This window comes from Pseudomonas sp. AC532 (assembly GCF_979258965.1).
Map to the genome: position 1 here is coordinate 2147238 of NZ_OZ409888.1, position 16927 is coordinate 2164164.

16 protein-coding genes are annotated in these 16927 nt (G+C 63.5%); 8 read left to right on the forward strand and 8 right to left on the reverse strand.

Annotated features, from left to right (window positions below; genetic code table 11):
• Positions 1-66: 66 nt before the first annotated feature.
• Positions 67-555, forward strand: a complete 489-nt coding sequence (dadR, locus tag ACZ0AV_RS10235; protein ID WP_013789818.1) for a transcriptional regulator DadR — start codon at positions 67-69, stop codon at positions 553-555.
• A 208-nt stretch (positions 556-763) separates the two neighbouring features.
• On the opposite strand, the gene ACZ0AV_RS10240 is transcribed toward dadR, so the two are convergent.
• Entirely contained in the window at positions 764-1117 is a 354-nt protein-coding gene (locus ACZ0AV_RS10240; RefSeq protein WP_499150942.1) for a YkgJ family cysteine cluster protein, read from the reverse strand.
• A 151-nt stretch (positions 1118-1268) separates the two neighbouring features.
• On the opposite strand from ACZ0AV_RS10240, the gene ACZ0AV_RS10245 reads away from it, so the two are divergent.
• Complete coding sequence (locus ACZ0AV_RS10245; RefSeq protein WP_499150943.1) at positions 1269-2582, forward strand: NAD(P)/FAD-dependent oxidoreductase; 1314 nt, start codon at positions 1269-1271, stop codon at positions 2580-2582.
• Between the two features lie 38 nt (positions 2583-2620).
• On the opposite strand, the gene ACZ0AV_RS10250 is transcribed toward ACZ0AV_RS10245, so the two are convergent.
• On the reverse strand, positions 2621-2857 hold the full coding sequence (locus ACZ0AV_RS10250) for a YjiS-like domain-containing protein (protein ID WP_499150944.1): 237 nt from the start codon (positions 2855-2857) through the stop codon (positions 2621-2623).
• 178 nt (positions 2858-3035) lie between these two features.
• On the opposite strand from ACZ0AV_RS10250, the gene ACZ0AV_RS10255 reads away from it, so the two are divergent.
• The gene (locus ACZ0AV_RS10255; RefSeq protein ID WP_499150945.1) at positions 3036-4469 is read left to right on the forward strand and encodes an aminotransferase-like domain-containing protein; all 1434 of its coding nucleotides are present in this window, start codon (positions 3036-3038) and stop codon (positions 4467-4469) included.
• Between the two features lie 45 nt (positions 4470-4514).
• Complete coding sequence (locus tag ACZ0AV_RS10260) at positions 4515-6080, forward strand: phospholipase D family protein (protein WP_499150946.1); 1566 nt, start codon at positions 4515-4517, stop codon at positions 6078-6080.
• On the opposite strand, the gene ACZ0AV_RS10265 is transcribed toward ACZ0AV_RS10260, so the two are convergent.
• Positions 6075-7217 (reverse strand): MFS transporter, encoded by a 1143-nt coding sequence (locus tag ACZ0AV_RS10265; protein ID WP_499150947.1) that lies wholly within the window; start codon positions 7215-7217, stop codon positions 6075-6077. The two genes, ACZ0AV_RS10260 and ACZ0AV_RS10265, sit on opposite strands and share 6 nt — an antisense overlap.
• A gap of 93 nt (positions 7218-7310) precedes the next feature.
• Entirely contained in the window at positions 7311-8804 is a 1494-nt protein-coding gene (locus ACZ0AV_RS10270; protein ID WP_499150948.1) for an aldehyde dehydrogenase, read from the reverse strand.
• A 514-nt stretch (positions 8805-9318) separates the two neighbouring features.
• On the opposite strand from ACZ0AV_RS10270, the gene ACZ0AV_RS10275 reads away from it, so the two are divergent.
• From ACZ0AV_RS10275 to ACZ0AV_RS10285, 3 genes are all read left to right on the forward strand, one after another.
• Entirely contained in the window at positions 9319-9984 is a 666-nt protein-coding gene (locus tag ACZ0AV_RS10275; protein ID WP_499150949.1) for an OmpW/AlkL family protein, read from the forward strand.
• A gap of 73 nt (positions 9985-10057) precedes the next feature.
• Positions 10058-11194 carry a GGDEF domain-containing protein gene (locus ACZ0AV_RS10280; protein WP_499150950.1) on the forward strand — a complete coding sequence of 379 codons (1137 nt, stop codon included), beginning with the start codon at positions 10058-10060 and terminating at the stop codon, positions 11192-11194.
• Between the two features lie 282 nt (positions 11195-11476).
• A complete protein-coding gene (locus ACZ0AV_RS10285; RefSeq protein ID WP_499150951.1) occupies positions 11477-11836 on the forward strand; it encodes a cupin domain-containing protein in 360 nt (119 codons plus the stop codon).
• A 46-nt stretch (positions 11837-11882) separates the two neighbouring features.
• Here ACZ0AV_RS10285 and ACZ0AV_RS10290 read toward each other — a convergent pair whose 3' ends face one another.
• Genes ACZ0AV_RS10290 through ACZ0AV_RS10305 form a run of 4 tightly spaced genes read right to left on the reverse strand, consistent with a single transcriptional unit; the run spans position 11883 to position 15324 of the window.
• Positions 11883-13037 carry an ABC transporter ATP-binding protein gene (locus ACZ0AV_RS10290; protein ID WP_499150952.1) on the reverse strand — a complete coding sequence of 385 codons (1155 nt, stop codon included), beginning with the start codon at positions 13035-13037 and terminating at the stop codon, positions 11883-11885.
• 10 nt (positions 13038-13047) lie between these two features.
• A complete protein-coding gene (locus ACZ0AV_RS10295; RefSeq protein ID WP_499150953.1) occupies positions 13048-13707 on the reverse strand; it encodes an ABC transporter permease in 660 nt (219 codons plus the stop codon).
• A gap of 1 nt (position 13708) precedes the next feature.
• On the reverse strand, positions 13709-14599 hold the full coding sequence (locus ACZ0AV_RS10300) for a glycine betaine ABC transporter substrate-binding protein (protein WP_499150954.1): 891 nt from the start codon (positions 14597-14599) through the stop codon (positions 13709-13711).
• 11 nt (positions 14600-14610) lie between these two features.
• Entirely contained in the window at positions 14611-15324 is a 714-nt protein-coding gene (locus tag ACZ0AV_RS10305) for an ABC transporter permease (protein WP_499150955.1), read from the reverse strand.
• 307 nt (positions 15325-15631) lie between these two features.
• Here ACZ0AV_RS10305 and ACZ0AV_RS10310 point away from each other — a divergent pair, with 307 nt between their 5' ends.
• The gene (locus ACZ0AV_RS10310) at positions 15632-16906 is read left to right on the forward strand and encodes a cation:proton antiporter (protein WP_499150956.1); all 1275 of its coding nucleotides are present in this window, start codon (positions 15632-15634) and stop codon (positions 16904-16906) included.
• Positions 16907-16927 lie beyond the last annotated feature (21 nt).

A 16927-nucleotide genomic window follows, 5' to 3' on the forward strand; every position in this document is an offset into this window, starting at 1 on the left:
CTGTATACGCGCCTATATTTGAAGAGAATTCTGGCCATACGAGCCTTTCACGGAGGGGTGCCGAGCATGCGTACGCAACACCAGAGCCGCCGCGAGCTGGACAAGATCGACCGCAACATCCTGCGCATCCTCCAGGAAGACGGCCGCATATCCTTCACCGAACTGGGCGAGCGGGTCGGCCTGTCGACCACACCCTGTACCGAGCGGGTGCGCCGCCTGGAGCGCGAAGGCATCATCATGGGCTACCACGCCCGCCTCAATCCGCAGAATCTCAAGGCCAGCCTGCTGGTGTTCGTGGAGATCAGCCTGGACTACAAGTCCGGCGACACCTTCGAGGATTTTCGCCGTGCCGTACTCAAGCTGCCCCACGTACTGGAATGTCACCTGGTGTCCGGCGACTTCGACTACCTGGTGAAGGCGCGCATCAACGAAATGGCCAGCTACCGCAAGCTGCTCGGCGACATACTCCTCAAGCTGCCTCACGTGCGCGAGTCGAAGAGCTACATCGTGATGGAAGAAGTGAAGGAGAGTTTGGCGCTGCCGGTGCCGGAATAAGCAGCGGCAAGTTGCTAGGCGAACGGCAACTGACCGTAGGGTGGAAAACCGCGAAGCGTTTTCCACCGGTTGACCCAACGCCGGCACAGCCTCATGCCGTGATGGGTGGATAAGCTTCGCGTTATCCACCCTACTTGATGTCCGACGCAGCGCCCCCGGTTAACGTTCTCACACGGGAACGTGGGCACCATCAGGCCTCGCCAAATGCCTAGACCAGCACCTGTCGCGTACTCGCGATGAGCTGGTGCACCTGGCGCTCGACGCTCGCCTCGATGGGCTGCTCCGGCCCTCGGCCGTGGGGGCACGGCAGGCTGGAGGTGGTGCCGAACAGCCTGCAGATCAGCGGGCGCTGGTCATACACCTGGCAGCCCTGAGGGCCGAGGTGCACGCAGTTGTACTCGGCCAGGGCGGCGTCCTGCTCGGCGGCGGTCTTGCGCGGCAGGCGCGACATTTCCTCCGACGAGGCGGTGACCGGGCCGCAGCAATCGTGGCAGCCGGGCACGCAGTCGAAGCGCGGGATCTGGCGACGCAGCAGGTCGATCTTGCGGCTGGTGCAGGTCATGGTCTGGCTCGGAAACGGCAGACGCGCATGGTACAGGCCAGCCCGCACGCCGCAAAGGCTCCGCCGCCCGCGCACTCGCCGGTTGGCTCGAAGCGAACTCTGCGCTTATGCTTCGCCAATTTTGATCGACGCAACATTCAGGATTTCGCAGATGACCGCCCGCGCCCACCCACCGGTTCATAGCGCCGAGCATGCCCCGTCCTATTACGCTGCAAGCGCCAACCAGCAGCTCGACTTCGCGCCTCTGCAGGGCGAGCAGCGCGCCGACGTGTGCATCGTCGGTGGCGGCTTCTCGGGCCTGAACACGGCAATCGAACTGGCCCAGAAAGGACTCTCGGTGGTGCTGCTGGAAGCCCATCGCATCGGCTGGGGGGCCAGCGGCCGCAACGGCGGACAGCTGATCCGCGGCGTCGGCCACGGCGTCGAGCAGTTCGCGCCGGTGATTGGCAGCGAAGGCGTGCGCGAGCTGAAACTGATGGGCCTGGAAGCGGTGGAGATCGTCCGCCAGCGGGTCGAGCGCTACGCCATCGATTGCGACCTGACCTGGGGTTACTGCGACCTTGCCAACAAGCCCACTGAACTGGCCGGCTTCGCCGAGGACGCCGCCGAGCTGCAGAGCCTGGGCTATCGCCACGAACTGCGCCTGCTGCAACCACAGCAGATGCACGAAGTGGTCGGCTCGACACGCTATGTCGGTGGCATGATCGACATGGGCTCGGGGCATCTGCACCCGCTCAACCTGGCCCTTGGCGAAGCCGCCGCGGCGCAGCGCCTGGGCGTTCGGCTGCACGAACACTCGCCGGCCACGCGCATCGACTACGGCAACGAGATCCGCGTGCACACGGCCCAGGGGGTGGTGCGTGCGGCGCAGCTGGTGCTGGCGTGCAACGCCTATATCCGCGACCTGAACCCGACGCTGGGCGGCAAGGTGCTGCCCGCCGGCAGCTATATAATCGCCACCGAGCAGCTCGGCGAGGGGCAGGCCAGCGCGCTGATTCCACAGAACATGGCGCTCTGCGACCAGCGCGTTGCCGTCGACTACTATCGCCTGTCGGCCGACCGCCGCCTGCTGTTCGGCGGTGCCTGTCGTTACTCCGGCACCGACCCGGCGGATATCGCCGCGTACATGCGCCCAAAGATGCTCGCGGTATTTCCCCAGTTGCAGCGCGTGCGCATCGAGTACCAGTGGGGCGGAATGATCGGCATCGGTGCCAACCGCCTGCCACAGATCGGCAGGCTCAGGGACCACCCCAACGTGTTCTACGCCCAGGCGTATGCGGGCCACGGCGTGAATGCCACTCACCTGGCCGGCAAACTGCTCGCCGAAGCCATCGCCGGGCAGGCCGGCGGCGGCTTCGAGCTGTTCGCCAAGGTGCCGCACATGACGTTCCCCGGCGGCCGCTTGCTGCGTTCGCCGCTGCTGGCGCTGGGCATGGTATGGCACCGGCTCAAAGAGCTCGTCTGAGCCCACCGCACCAACGCCCACCACGCTGGCTGGCCGCCCTATAGCTTCCAGAATGGCAATGAGGCCTCGCGCCGGGCCTCCTGGCGGTTCAGCCCGACATCTCGCAACTGGGCGTCAGTCAGGTCGAGCAGCGCCCGCCGCGTCAGCAGGCGGCGCAGGAACAGCTTCCAGCGCCGGCCCAGCGCGGTGCGCGCAGGCGCCGTCACGCGCTGCCGTCCATTGGCATCGAGCTCGCCACTCTTCAGGGTCAATCGCACGTCGCTCAATCCGTTCATTGCACGCTTCTCCACCCTCGAGTCATGGGCGACCATGATGGCAAGAGGCAAAAATGCATGACAGACTCAAAAAATAGGAATTAGATCCATACAGATACAGCCAAGCCGCAACTGAATGGCCATAAGCACGGCCATCTGTAATGGTCACCCGCCCACACCACTCATACAGGTGCTGCCCATGACGCTCTACACACGCCTGGCCGAGCTGCTCGGCGATCGCATCGAACAGGGCCTGTACCGCCCGGGTGATCGCCTGCCGTCGGTGCGTGCCCTGAGCCAGGAGCATGGCGTCAGCCTGAGTACGGTGCAGCAGGCCTACCGACGTCTGGAGGATCGCGGCCTGGCCACGCCCCGGCCGAAGTCCGGTTACTTCGTACCCCAGGGCCGCCACAAGCCGGCACTGCCGAAGATCAGCCGGGCGCCGCAACGGCCCGTGGAGGTTTCGCAGTGGGACCAGGTGCTCGAACAGATCTCCCTGCCGCCGCGCAACGACTTCGTGCAGCTGGGCCGCGGCCGCCCGGATATCGACACACCGACGCTCAGGCCACTGCTGCGCTCGCTGTCCCGGCTGAGCCGCAAGCAGGATCTGCAGACCCTCACCTACGGCAGCATCCACGGCGACCAGCGCCTGCGCGAGCAGATCGCCCGCCTGGCGCTGGACTCTGGCTGCCAGCTGTCGGCGGACGACATCGTCATCACCACCGGCTGCCATGAGGCACTCTCCGCAGCGATTCGCGCGATCTGCCAGCCTGGCGATATCGTCGCCGTCGACTCGCCGAGTTTTCATGGCGTGATGCAGGCCCTCAAGGGCTTCGGCATGAAAGCCCTCGAGTTGCCCACCGACCCGATCACCGGAATCAATCTGAAAGCCCTGGAACTGGCCCTCGAGCAATGGCCGATCAAGGCCATTCAGCTCACGCCCACCTGCAATAACCCGCTGGGCTACATCATGCCGGAGGCCAACAAGCGCGCCCTGCTGGCCCTCGCCCAGCGCCATGACGTGGCGATCATCGAAGACGACGTGTACGGTGAACTGGCGTACCACTACCCGCGCCCACGCACCATCAAATCCTACGACGACGACGGTCGGGTGCTGCTTTGCAGCTCCTTCTCCAAAACCCTGGCACCGGGCCTGCGCGTCGGCTGGATAGCTCCCGGCCGCTACCTCGATCAGGCATTGCACATGAAGTACCTGGGCACCGGCGCCACGGCCCAGTTGCCGCAGTTGGCTCTGGCCGAGTACCTCGAGGGCGGCCATTACGAACCGCACCTGCGCCGGGTGCGCGCGCAATACGCCCGTGGCCTGGACCAGATGACCGACTGGGTGAGCCGATACTTCCCCACGTCGGTACGCGTCAGCCGTCCCCAGGGAGGTTTCATGCTCTGGGTGGAAATGCCCGAGGGCTTCGACAGCCAGCGCCTGAACCGTGAACTGGCGGTGCACAAGGTGCAGATCGCACCGGGCAGCATCTTCTCGGCGGCCGGCAAATACCGTAACTGCCTGCGCATGAATTACGCCTCGCGTCACGCCACAGTCGTTGAAGCGGCAGTGCGCAAGGTGGGCGAAACCGTGGCGGCGATGCTGGATGAAGCCTTGCCGACTGTAGACTGAATCTTTTCAAACGCAGCCGCGTCCTATCAGCACACAGACAGCCGGATGGAGGCTGCAACAGTGCTTTTGCGCATGCTCTTTATTGTCCTGCTGAGCCTGGCTGGCTGCGCCAATCAAGTGCCGATCATCCCCAGCCAGGCGATCCCCGCTGCGGAGTCTGCGTTTGGTGCCACCCTTGAAGCGCGTGCGGCGGCGCATCAGGGCCACTCCGGCTTTCGACTGTTGCCGGCCAGCAACGAAGCCTTCGCCGCCCGCGCCGAACTGATCCGCGCAGCGCAGCACAGCCTCGACCTGCAGTACTACATCGTGCACGACGGGCTGAGCACCCGTGCGCTGGTCAAGGAGCTGCTGCAGGCAGCCGACCGTGGTGTGCGCATCCGCATCCTGCTCGACGACCTCACCAGCGATGGCAAGGATTACCGGATCGCCCTGCTGGCCGCTCACCCGAATATCCAGATCCGCGTCTTCAACCCGCTGCAACTGGGCCGTCTGAACGGAATTACCCGGGTGATTGGCCGTGGCCTGAACCTGGCGCAACAGCACCGGCGCATGCACAACAAGCTGTGGCTGGCCGACAGCGCCGCGGCCATTGTCGGCGGGCGCAACCTGGGTGACGAATACTTCGATGCCGAGCCCAACATGAATTTCACCGACATCGACATGCTCGCCATCGGCCCGGTGGCGCGGGATCTGTCGCAGAGTTTCGACCAGTACTGGAACAGTTCGCTGAGCAAACCCATTCAGCAGTTCGTCTGGAATAAACCTGATCAGAAGGCGCTGGATAAGGTGCGCGAGGGGCTGCAGGCTTACCTGGACACCGCGCGTGTCGAGCAGCCGAAGCTCTATCATCGCCTGCTCGCCTATCAGCAATACCCAAAACTGCAAACATGGCTCGATGAGCTCATTTGGGCGCCCGGCGCCGCGCTGTGGGACGCACCGAGCAAGGTGCTGGCCAGCGGTGAGCCCGACCCGCATCTGCTGTTAACCACCCAGCTGGCGCCGCATATGGACGCGACAAAGGACGATCTGGTGTTGGTCTCCGCGTATTTCGTTCCTGCTCAAACTGGCTTGAAGTACCTCACCGGGCTGGCTGACCAGGGCGTGGACATCCGCCTGCTGACCAACGCCCTGGAGGCCACCGACGTGCCTGCCGTGCACGGTGGTTACGCGCCCTATCGGCAGGAATTGCTCGAGCATGGCATACGCTTGTTCGAGCTGCGCCGCCAACCGGGCGCAGACTCGCCGCCGGCATACAGTTTCAGCGGCAGCTCCGATTCCAGCTTGCACAGCAAGGCGTTGGTGATCGACCGGCGGAAATCCTTCGTAGGCTCTTTCAACCTCGACCCCCGCTCGGTGCTGTGGAACACAGAGGTGGGCGTGCTGGTGGACAGCCCCAAACTCGCCGCCTACCTGCGCGAGCTGGCGCTGCAGGGCATGAAGCCCTCGGTCAGCTATGAAGTGCGCCTGCAGCCGGACGGCGACGGCACGCGCATGGTCTGGATCGGCGAGAAAGACGGCCAGCAATTCGTGCTCGACGAGGAGCCTGGCAATCGCTGGCGGCGCTTCAACGCGTGGTTCGCCCGGGTGATCGGCCTGGAGAGGATGCTATAGCGCCGCGCGCTCGTCGAAGGCATTGGGCCGCCAGGCCAGCCAGATGAACGCCGCCGCGCCGGCTGCCATCAGCAACGGTAGGGCATGCCCGCTGACCCACTGGCTCACCGCGCCAGTGGCCAGCGGCCCGATCAGGCAGCCAATGCCCCACAGTTGCGCCACATGGGCATTGGCGCGCACCAGTTGGTCATCGCGAAAACGCTCGCCAATGAGGATCAGCGACAGGGTGAACAAGCCGCCCGCGCTGGCGCCGAACAGCACCAGTACCGGCCAGATCAACGGCGTGTGCAGCAATGCCGGAATGCCCAGGCTGGAGAACAGCAGCACCACCCCGCAGACGCGAAACAGCATCACCCGCGAGATGCGATCAGCGAGCAAGCCAATCGGCAGTTGCAACGCGGCATCACCGACCACCACCACGCTGGCCATGAACAGTGCCACTTCCTGAGTAAACCCCTGGCGCAACCCGTAGATTGGCAACAGCGTGAGCATCATCGCCTCGAAGGCGGCGAACAGCATCACCGCCCAGGCAATCGCCGGCATGCGCTGGCAGAACACCAACAGGCCACGCCCGGAGGCGCTGTGCGCGTTGACCACTGGGGCACCGGTGCGGCCGATCAGCAACAGCGAGCCGCCGATCAGCAACACCACGCCAAACCAGAAACCCAGGTCCGTAGCGGTGCCCAGCACGCTGAGCAACAGCGGCCCGCACAGCTGGCTGAGCGCATAGCCGGTGCCGTACAGCGCCACCAGCCGGCCGCGCCACTTCTCCACGGCCAGCTGATTGATCCAGCTCTCGCCGAGGATGAACACCACGGTCAGGGTCACCCCGAGCATCAGGCGCAGCACGATCCAGACGGCGTAGTTCTGCATCAGCGCCAGGCCGCTGACCGACAGCGCACCGGCCAGCAGGCACAGTTGCATCAGCCGTGGCGTGGGGCAGCGCGATGCCAGCACGCCCGCCAGCGAGGCGCCGAGCAGCACGCCGATAGCCGGGGTGGCCGCCATGATGCCGATGGCGAACGATCCATACCCCCAACTTTCCAGGCGCAGCGACACCAGCGGCATGGTGGTGCCCATGGCCAGGCCGATACTGATCACCGCCGCGCAGACGGCGAAATAGGTTCCCCAACGCATCACTGGCTCCAAAGGCAAAGCACAGCGGCCGGGCTCCATGGAGCCCGGCCGCCGGGTTGAGCACCCTCGCCCGCAGGCGAGGCTATCCGAGGATCAGAGTTTGATCCAGGTGGCTTTCAGTTCGGTGTACTTGTCGAAAGCGTGCAGCGACTTGTCACGACCGTTGCCCGACTGCTTGAAGCCACCGAAAGGTGCGGTCATGTCGCCGCCGTCGTACTGGTTGACCCACACGCTGCCGGCACGCAGGGCGCGGGCGGTCAGGTGCGCCTTGGAGATGTCCGCCGTCCACACCGCAGCCGCCAGGCCATACACGGTGTCGTTGGCGATCTGCACCGCCTGCTCGGCACTGTCGAAGCCGATCACCGACAGCACCGGCCCGAAGATTTCCTCGCGAGCGATGGTCATCGCATTGGTCACGCCATCGAAGATCGTCGGCTCGACATAGGTGCCGCCGCTCTCTTCCAGCGTGCGCTTGCCTCCCACCAGCAGCTTGGCGCCGTCCTTGTGGCCGGCCTCGATGTAGCCCAGCACGGTATTCATCTGCTGGGTGTCCACCAGGGCGCCGACAGTGGTGTCCGAGTCGAGCGGGTTGCCAGCCTTCCAGCCTTTCAGGGCGTCGACCACCATGGGCAGGAAGCGCTCCTTGATGGTGTTTTCCACCAGCAGGCGCGAACCCGCGGTGCACACCTCGCCCTGGTTGAAGGCGATAGCGCTGGCCGCGGACTCGGCCGCGGCCTTGAGATCCGGCGCATCGGCGAAGACGATGTTCGGGCTCTTGCCACCCGCCTCCAGCCACACGCGCTTCATGTTCGACTCGCCGGCATAGATCATCAACTGCTTGGCGATCTTGGTGGAGCCGGTGAACACCAGGGTGTCGACATCCATGTGCAGCGCCAGGGCCTTGCCCACGGTGTGGCCATGGCCGGGCAGCACGTTGAACACGCCAGCCGGAATGCCGGCCTCGATGGCCAGGGCAGCGACGCGAATCGCGGTCAGCGGCGATTTCTCGGACGGCTTGAGGATCAGCGAATTACCGGTGGCCAGCGCCGGGCCGAGCTTCCAGGAAGCCATCATCAGCGGGAAGTTCCACGGCACGATGGCCGCCACCACGCCCACCGGCTCGCGGGTGACCAGGCCGAGCTGGTCATGGGGCGTTGGCGCGACTTCGTCGTAGACCTTGTCGATCGCCTCGGCGCTCCAGCGGATGGCATTGGCCGCCGCCGGAATATCGATGCCCAGCGAATCGCTGATCGGCTTGCCCATGTCGAGGGTTTCCAGCAATGCCAGCTCCTCGGCATTGGCCAGCAGCAGTTCGGCGAAGCGGATCATCTTGGCCTTGCGCTTGGCCGGCGCGATGCGCGACCACACGCCGGAGTCGAACGCGGCACGCGCCGACTTCACCGCCAGCTCGGCGTCGGCCAGGTCGCAACTGGCGACCTGGCCCAATACCCGGCCGTCGACCGGGCTGATGCACTCGAAGGTTTCACCGCTCTGGGCAGCCTGGTACTCACCCTGCACGAAGGCCCGGGTCTCGATCTTCAGGTCCTTGGCACGCTGTTCCCAGTCGGCACGCGTCAAACGGGTCATGCGATCATCCTCTCTGTCGGTGAAGGCGCCTGGCGCCTCGGAAACTGCGAACCACACTAAACCAGCGCCCGCAGGCTTTTCAATATTCTTGACACTTGGTCGGGAAATGCCGGCCCTTCGTTCAAGATATTAAACAATGGTCTCGATGAAACCGAGCAACAGTTGCTGATTTGTCCACCACAGCGTACCCCTTCAGCGCGACCCGCTGTCGCTTTACAGGCGTGATCCTGACGTTGCGGTCGATGGGCTAGTAAATCATCTGGCCTGCTCCGAATTGGCACTGCGCAAAAGGCCATGAGATGAATCGTCGCAGCGTGATCCCAACAAGGTCAGCCAGATTCCCCGCGCGTTATTCCCGCTGCCAGTCAGCAATCTGTCCCGCAGCGCCACTGAGATATCCAGAACCGAACCGGCCATCTAAAAAGCCGGCAGGCACTGCGGGGAGCGCGATATCATAAGGCCACCCTGGGCGCATAGCTAATGCCTGAAGTCTGTGCCGATCATTGGAGTAAACATGGCCAGTAGACTGGAAATACGCGCATTGATTGTTAGCGTCTTGGGAATGCTATTGATGGCACCCTTTAATGCGCTGGCAACTGACCTCGCGCGCCAGCATACGGCGCCAGAACAGGGTTCATTTTTGCTAAGGGTAATGGCGCTGGAAATAGTGCCCGTTGGTGTGAAGTCAGAGATCCCAACCATCGGCGGCAGCGTTGACGTGCCCCGTACAAGCATCGTCGGCGGGAATCTCAGCTACTTCCTGACACGCCATTGGGCTGTTGAACTTCAAGGTGGCCCCTTTGAACGCACATACCGGATAACAGATTCGGCCCTGGGCAGCTTTGATATTGGCTCCATTTCCAACATCGCGGTGTCACTGACGCTCCAGTATCACCTATACCCACAGGCACAATGGAGCCCCTACCTGGGTTTAGGAGTAAACCACGCATGGGTACGCCAGGTTAAACCTGCCGCCGGCATTCCTGATTTCAAGGTCCGCGATGTTACCAGCACAATAGTGGCCGCTGGGCTCGATTACCGTCTCGACGCACGCTGGACCGTCAGCACCAGTGCCCAGTACATACTAAGCCCGGAATACCGCTTTCAAGGCCAGGGGTTTAACACCACCCTGTCCATGAACAGTGTCGTGGTGGGAGCGGGAGTGGGACTGAGGTTCTAACGTTCATGTACTTTCATACTGTTTGCAGCGCGAGACAGCGCTAACGTTAGATTGGTGCGAGATCAGACACATCATGCTCAGTATTGAAACGCTTTACTTCAGCAGCACCGTAAGCCGCACGACGATCTTGTTCATATTTGCAGTATTGCTATTCAGCCAACCCCATGCCCGTTATCTTTGGTACTGGAGTAGCGCCCTGCTCTGTTCCGGCATGGGCACCGTATTAAGTTTTTACTACGCGGATCCGTCAGGGCATTCATCACTGCTTGACCTCTTCATCATGATGCTTTTCCTTGCCAGTATTGCGACATCCTGGGCGGGCCTGCGTTGTTTTTACGGACGATCGACCCATCTTCTCGTGGTCGCGCTGCTGGTTTTTCTGCCTACTTCGCTCTACGCCTTTGGCGTCCAAGCCGGCATGTCCGTGAGAGTGACACTCGCGTTCTATTGTCTGAGCGCCGCCTCACTGGCTGCGATCACCCTTGTTGAAATTTTGAAGTCCCCTGATCGCCGCATATTATCTCAATATGTGGTGGCACTCTCCTTCGCCGTGTATACGGTGGTACTCGCTGTCAGCGCCATACTGATAATGGCCGGCAGGCTCGCCGCCGATGCAAGCACAAGTGCGATCACCCCCATGGCGTTCGACCAGGCAGCGAGTGTTCTGGTGTATTTCGGTTATATAGCGATGACCGGCGAGCGGGCGGCCCTGGAGTTGCAGCGACAGGCCGAGACGGATCCATTGACGGGATTAGCCAATCGCCGGGCCGGGAACAGGTTGCTGGAGAAACTTCATTGTGACGCCTCTGATGATGAGGGCTACAGTGTGCTGATCGGCGATGTGGATCACTTCAAGCAGATCAATGACTCTCTGGGGCATGAAGCAGGCGACAAGGTGCTGAACCTGTTCGCCGAGCGCTTGAGAACCTGCATGCGCAAGCGCGACAACGCGGTACGCTGGGGAGGCGAGGAGTTTCTGATTATCTTGCCAGGTACTGCTATCGATGAAGCGGAGCAGTTGGGTGAGCGCTTACTCCGAGAAATTGCAGCAACGCCATTTATGATAGATCAGCAATCAATTGCGATGACACTTAGCCTAGGTATTGCGATGTATCGAAGCAGCGACTCGTCGTTCGAGGTCACTGTGATGAGGGCCGATCAGGCCCTTTACCGAGCCAAGCAAGAGGGCCGCAACCGAATCAACCGCTAGCCTTCCTTGGTTCCCGGCGGGAAAAGCCGGGTGCGCGGATTGCAAGTGAACTGGTCCGCGAAAGCAACTCGGCTTCAGAACCCCCCAATGATCCAGAAGCCACAGGCTGCTCCAGCGTGGTGCCGCTACCGCAATCGCCGCTTTCGAAACGACGCGTTACCCCAGCGTTGATAAAGCATAGGCGCGGCTGGTAGCGTTCGACGGCCAGTGACGCCGCGCTGTCCCAGCGCCACCGGCCTGGGATGACAGCCGCACCTTCTCGGACTGACCACGGAAGCGAATATGAATATCCAGCAGATCATCGATTTCGCCCAGGGCGGCGGCAGCGCCGAAGAGTACCGCCCCGCCGCGGAGAAAATCCTCAAGGGCGACCCGCAGCAGCAGGTACGCAACCACTACGCCAGCCCGTGCGGCCAGTTCAATGCCGGCGTCTGGGAGGGCAAGATCGGCCAGTGGGCGGTGAGCTACACGGAGCACGAATACTGCGAAATCCTTCAGGGCGTGTCGGTACTGCGCGACGCCGACGGTAATGCCAAGACGGTGCGCGCCGGGGACCGCTTCGTGATCCCGGCCGGCTTCGTCGGCACCTGGGAAGTGCTGGAGCCGTGCCGCAAGGTATACGTGATCTTCGAGCAGGCCTGACAGGCCACACCAGGGCCGGTGGCCTGACAGGCCCTGGTGCAGTGCCTCAGTTGGCGATCTGCTCGGCCGGCGAGACGATGCTGCTCTTGCCGCGCGAGCGGCCCGAGCTCAGGTAGTCGGCGATGGACTCCTGGGTAACTTCGCCAAGGAAGTCATTCTCGGCGCTGAGCACCGGCAGCCAGGAGCGGTTGAACTCATACATGCGCGACAGCAGGATGCGCAGGTGTTCGTCATGCGAGGCCGTGGCGTTGAAGGTCTGCAGGAACGGCTGCACCGGGCCGCCCTGGCCACGCAGGTCGCGGCGGCGAATGTAGCCCAGGGCCTTTCGGCTGGCGTCGGTCACCACCAGGTGTCGGCGGTCGTGCTCCTCCATCAGCTCGACGGCATCCGCCACCGAGGTCTCCGGCAGCACCGACGGTGCATCGTCGGCGGCGTCCTCGGCGCGGATCAGCAGCAGGCGCTTGAGGGTACTGTCCTGGCCGACGAAACCGCTGACGAAATCGTCTGCCGGGTGCGCCAGCAGGGTGTCCGGGTGATCGAACTGGAGCAGCGTGCCGTCCTTGAAGATGGCGATCTTGTCGCCCAGCTTGATGGCTTCGTCGATATCGTGGCTGACCATGATCACGGTCTTGTTCAGCGCGCGCTGCATCTGGAAGAACTCGTTCTGGATGGCATCACGGTTGACCGGGTCGACCGCGCCGAACGGCTCGTCCATCAGCAGCACCGGTGCATCGGCGGCCAGCGCGCGAATCACCCCGATGCGCTGCTGCTGGCCGCCGGACAGTTCGCGCGGGTAGCGCGACAGGTATTGCCTGGGCTCCAACTGCACCATGCTCATCAGCTCCACCGCACGCTCGTGGCAGCGCTTCTTGTCCCAGCCGAGCAGCTTGGGCACCACGGTGATGTTTTCCTCGATGGTCATGTTGGGGAACAGGCCGATCTGCTGGATCACGTAGCCGATGTTGCGGCGCAGGGTCACCTCGTCGATGCCGGTGGTGTCTTCGCCGTTGATCAGCACGCGTCCGGAGGTCGGTTTGATCAGTCGATTGATCATCTTCAGCGTGGTGCTCTTGCCACAGCCCGAGGGGCCGAGGAACACGCAGATCTGACCTTCGTCTACGGTCAGGCTGACCTCGTTGACGGCGATCACATCCTTGCCCTTCTGGTGGAATTTCTTGGTGAGCTTGTCGAGTTCGATCATGTTCGGTTCCTCAGCGAGCGGCTTTCAGGCCACGGGGAGTGAGCGTTTTCTGCAGCCACTGCAAAAACAGGTCGGCAACGATGGCGAGCACGCTCACCAGCACCGCGCCGACAAAAAGGGTGGCCATGTCGCTGCGGCTGATGGCGGTCAGAATCAGCACACCGAGGCCGCCGGCGCCGATGGTGGCGGCGATGGTCATCACGCCGATGTTCATCACCACGGCGGTGCGTACGCCGGCGAGGATCACCGGCACGGCGATCGGCAGGTCGACCATGCGCAGACGCTGCCAGAAGCTCATGCCGATGCCTTTGCCGGCCTCGCGAATGCCCGGTTCGACGCTGCTCAGCGCCAGGTAGGTGTTGCGCAGAATCGGCAGCAGCGAATACAGGAACACCGCGGTGACGGCCGGCAACGGTCCCAGGCCCTGGCCGAATTGCGAGTAAAACGGCAACAGCAGGCCGAACAGGGCGATGGCCGGGAGCGTCAGCACCACGGTGGCGGCACCCTGCAGCGGCCCGGCCAGCCAGGGGAAGCGCGTCATCAAAATGCCCAGCGGCACGCCGATGACGATCGCCAGGCCCACGGCGATGCCGACCAGGGCGATGTGCTCGCCAGTGAGGCTGGCGACTTGCGCCCAGTCGATGTGCTGGAAAGCGGTCATGAAATCCATGTCAGCGCGCCTCCCCGATCAGTTTTTCCTGGCGCAGGAAATCGGCGGCCACTGCGGCAGGCGTCTCGCGGTCGACATCCACCCGCGCATTGAGGCGGCGCATGGTGGCGTCGTCGAGGCGCTCGGCCAGCGGTTTGAGCAGGTCGGCCAGGTCCGGGTGCGCCTTCAGGTAATCGGCGTTGACCACCGGTGCGGCGGTGTAGTCCGGGAAATAGCCGCGGTCGTCTTCCAGCAGACGCAGGCCGAAGGATTCCAGGCGACCGTCGGTGGTGTACACCAGGCCGACGAACACCTGGCCGTTGCTCAGGGCGGTGTAGACCAACCCGGGGTCCATCTGGCGGACCTCGTCGCGGGTGAATGTCAGGCCGTACTCCTTGACCAGCCCATCGAGGCCATCGGAGCGGTTGGCGAACTCGATGTCCAGCGCCAGCAGGCGACTGCCCCGAGCCGGTTGTTGCAGCACCCTGGCCAGGTCGCTGATGGTCTTGATGTCCGGGAATTGCTCGGCCACCTTTTCCGGCAATGCCAGGGCGTAAGTGTTGTTGAAGCGGCTTGGCGCCAGCCAGATCGCACCTGCCTTGGCATCCAGCTCCTTGACGCGCTGGTAGGCGGCCTCCTTGTCGAGGCGCTCGGTAACCTTGTTGAAGGCCACCAGGGAGGTGCCGGTGTATTCCCAGGTCAGGTCCAGCTGGCCGCTCTTCATGCTATTCCAGGCGATGGTGCTGCCCAGGTTGCCGACGATGCGCGCCTGATAACCATGGGGCCGCAGGTACTGGGCGGTGAGTTCGGAGAGGATCGCCTGCTCGGTGAACACCTTGGCACCGATGCGAATCTCCGCGGCGTGGCTGGCAGCAGCCAGCAACAGGCCGAGGCAAACAACGAAAAACTTCATCATGGATTCCTTCAACGGGCCACCCCACGCTCGAACCAGAAGCGGCTGACGGCAGCCACCAGGCCATCGAGCAGCAGCGCCAGCAACGCAGTGGCCGCCGCGCCGAGAATCAGCAGCGGCTGGTTCTCCAGGGCGATAGCGGGAAAGATCAGGCTGCCAAGGCTGTTGGCGCCGATCAGAAAGGCCAGCGGTGCGGTGCCGACGTTCAGCGCCAGGGCAACGCGCACGCCGCCGACGATGATCGGCACGGCGTTCGGCAGTTCGACCTGCCAGAGCACCTGCCCGGGGGTCATGCCGATGCCGGTAGCCGCTTCCTTCAACGACCCGGGTACGTTGCGCAGGCCCTCGTAGGTATTGCGCACGATCGGCAGCAGCGAGGCCAGAAAGAGCGCGAGCACCGCCGGGCCATTGCCGATCCCGATGACGGACAGGGCAATCGCCAGCACCGCCAGCGGCGGCACGGTATTGCCCACGTTGAACACCTGCATGAAGCGTTCGGCGCTGTGTTCGCGCCCGGGTCGACTGAGCAGGATGCCAGCGGGGATGCCTACTGCCAGCGCGGCGAACATCGACATGAACACCAGGTACAGGTGCGCCTGCAGGTAGAACAGCAGGTCTTCGCGGTGCTCATGGAGCACTGCAGGGGTGATCCAGTGGACCAGCAAGGCCAGTACCGCGAGCAGCGCCACAGCGCCCAGCAGCACCTTGCCCAAGCTTTTCAGCATGTTTCGACTCCAATCGACGACGGGTAAAATCCCGTCGAGCTGGCCGGACGCCTTGCGCGTCGGCCGTCAAACGCCGGAGGAAGAAATATTTTGCAAGCTGCGCTGCATGCCTCTGCAGCCGCGCCTTGCAGCCCTCCGACCCATGTGTACTCGACCGTTCATCGCCGCTTCGGTTCCAACCAATTGCCAGCGTTACGCCATGTCCGCCTGGCCGGATCCCGCCACACACCCTGTTACAACGCAGGTATCATCGGTGCTCCAAGCGGTTCGCCAGGAAGGCGACCACCCACCTTTCAAAGGAGACCTCGTGCTCGACCTCGTCGCTGCTTTCATCGTTTTGACCACCCTGCTCACCTACGTGAACTACCGCTTCATCCGCCTGCCGCCAACCATTGGCGTGATGGCCACGGCCCTGGTGTTTTCGCTGATCGTTCAGGGGCTCAGCCAACTCGGCTATCCGCTGATCGAACGGGAAGCGCAGGAAATCATTCGCCGTATCGATTTCTCCGACATCCTGATGACCTGGTTCCTGCCGGCACTGCTGTTCGCCGGTGCCCTGCACGTGAACCTGAGCGACCTGCGCAGCTACAAGTGGCCGATTGGCCTGCTGGCCACCGTGGGTGTGCTGATCGCCACCAGCGTCATTGGAACCCTGGCCTACACCATCTTTGCGCTGTTTGGCTGGCAGGTGGATTTCATCTACTGCCTGCTGTTCGGCGCGCTGATCTCGCCGACCGACCCGATCGCGGTAATGGGTATTCTCAAGTCGTCGGGCGCGCCGAAACCGCTGGCGACCACCATAGTCGGCGAATCGCTGTTCAACGACGGCACGGCGGTGGTGGTGTTCACCATCCTGCTCGGCATCCTGCAACTGGGCAGCACACCGACCCTGGGCACGGTGAGCTGGCTGTTCATCCACGAAGCGGTGGGCGGGCTGCTGGTCGGCGCGGCGCTCGGCTACGGCGTGCTGCTGATGCTGCGCAGCGTCGACCAGTATCAGGTCGAGGTGATGCTCACCCTGGCGCTGGTATTCGGCGGTGCGGCGCTGGCGTCACGCCTGCACGTGTCGGGGCCGATCGCCATGGTGGTGGCCGGGTTGATCATCGGCAACCTGGGCCGCAAGCACGCCATGTCGGACGAGTCGCGGCGTTACGTGGATGGTTTCTGGGAGCTGATCGACGAGATCCTCAACGCCCTGCTGTTCGCCCTGATCGGCCTGGAACTGCTGCTCCTGCCGTTCTCCTGGCTGCACATCGTCGCGGCCTTCGTGCTCGGCGGTGCAGTGCTGATGGCACGCCTGCTGACCGTGGCGCCGGCAGTTTTCATCATGCGCCGCCGCGCCGGCGGGCGCCGGCAGGTGTCCCACGGTGCGATCCGGATACTGACCTGGGGTGGCTTGCGTGGTGGCGTATCGGTCGCCCTGGCGCTGTCGCTGCCGTTGGGCGAGGAACGCGACCTGCTGCTGAGCCTGACCTACATCGTGGTGCTCACTTCGATCCTGGTGCAGGGCCTGTCCATCGGGCCACTGGTCAGCCGGCTGTACCGCGACCAGCCGCCAGCCGCCGCAGACGGTCGACACTGAGCAACCGGGGCGCCGTCATCG

Excerpts from the sequence above, each read along its gene's own strand:
- ACZ0AV_RS10275 (WP_499150949.1), top strand. The coding sequence starts at position 9,319 with ATGGCCAGTAGACTGGAAATACGCGCATTGATTGTTAGCGTCTTGGGA.
- dadR (WP_013789818.1), top strand. The coding sequence starts at position 67 with ATGCGTACGCAACACCAGAGCCGCCGCGAGCTGGACAAGATCGACCGC.
- ACZ0AV_RS10270 (WP_499150948.1), bottom strand. The coding sequence starts at position 8,804 with ATGACCCGTTTGACGCGTGCCGACTGGGAACAGCGTGCCAAGGACCTG.
- ACZ0AV_RS10305 (WP_499150955.1), bottom strand. The coding sequence starts at position 15,324 with ATGCTGAAAAGCTTGGGCAAGGTGCTGCTGGGCGCTGTGGCGCTGCTC.
- ACZ0AV_RS10240 (WP_499150942.1), bottom strand. The coding sequence starts at position 1,117 with ATGACCTGCACCAGCCGCAAGATCGACCTGCTGCGTCGCCAGATCCCG.
- ACZ0AV_RS10285 (WP_499150951.1), top strand. The coding sequence starts at position 11,477 with ATGAATATCCAGCAGATCATCGATTTCGCCCAGGGCGGCGGCAGCGCC.
- ACZ0AV_RS10280 (WP_499150950.1), top strand. The coding sequence starts at position 10,058 with ATGCTCAGTATTGAAACGCTTTACTTCAGCAGCACCGTAAGCCGCACG.
- ACZ0AV_RS10295 (WP_499150953.1), bottom strand. The coding sequence starts at position 13,707 with ATGGATTTCATGACCGCTTTCCAGCACATCGACTGGGCGCAAGTCGCC.
- ACZ0AV_RS10290 (WP_499150952.1), bottom strand. The coding sequence starts at position 13,037 with ATGATCGAACTCGACAAGCTCACCAAGAAATTCCACCAGAAGGGCAAG.
- ACZ0AV_RS10300 (WP_499150954.1), bottom strand. The coding sequence starts at position 14,599 with ATGAAGTTTTTCGTTGTTTGCCTCGGCCTGTTGCTGGCTGCTGCCAGC.
- ACZ0AV_RS10255 (WP_499150945.1), top strand. The coding sequence starts at position 3,036 with ATGACGCTCTACACACGCCTGGCCGAGCTGCTCGGCGATCGCATCGAA.
- ACZ0AV_RS10265 (WP_499150947.1), bottom strand. The coding sequence starts at position 7,217 with ATGCGTTGGGGAACCTATTTCGCCGTCTGCGCGGCGGTGATCAGTATC.
- ACZ0AV_RS10260 (WP_499150946.1), top strand. The coding sequence starts at position 4,515 with ATGGAGGCTGCAACAGTGCTTTTGCGCATGCTCTTTATTGTCCTGCTG.
- ACZ0AV_RS10245 (WP_499150943.1), top strand. The coding sequence starts at position 1,269 with ATGACCGCCCGCGCCCACCCACCGGTTCATAGCGCCGAGCATGCCCCG.
- ACZ0AV_RS10250 (WP_499150944.1), bottom strand. The coding sequence starts at position 2,857 with ATGAACGGATTGAGCGACGTGCGATTGACCCTGAAGAGTGGCGAGCTC.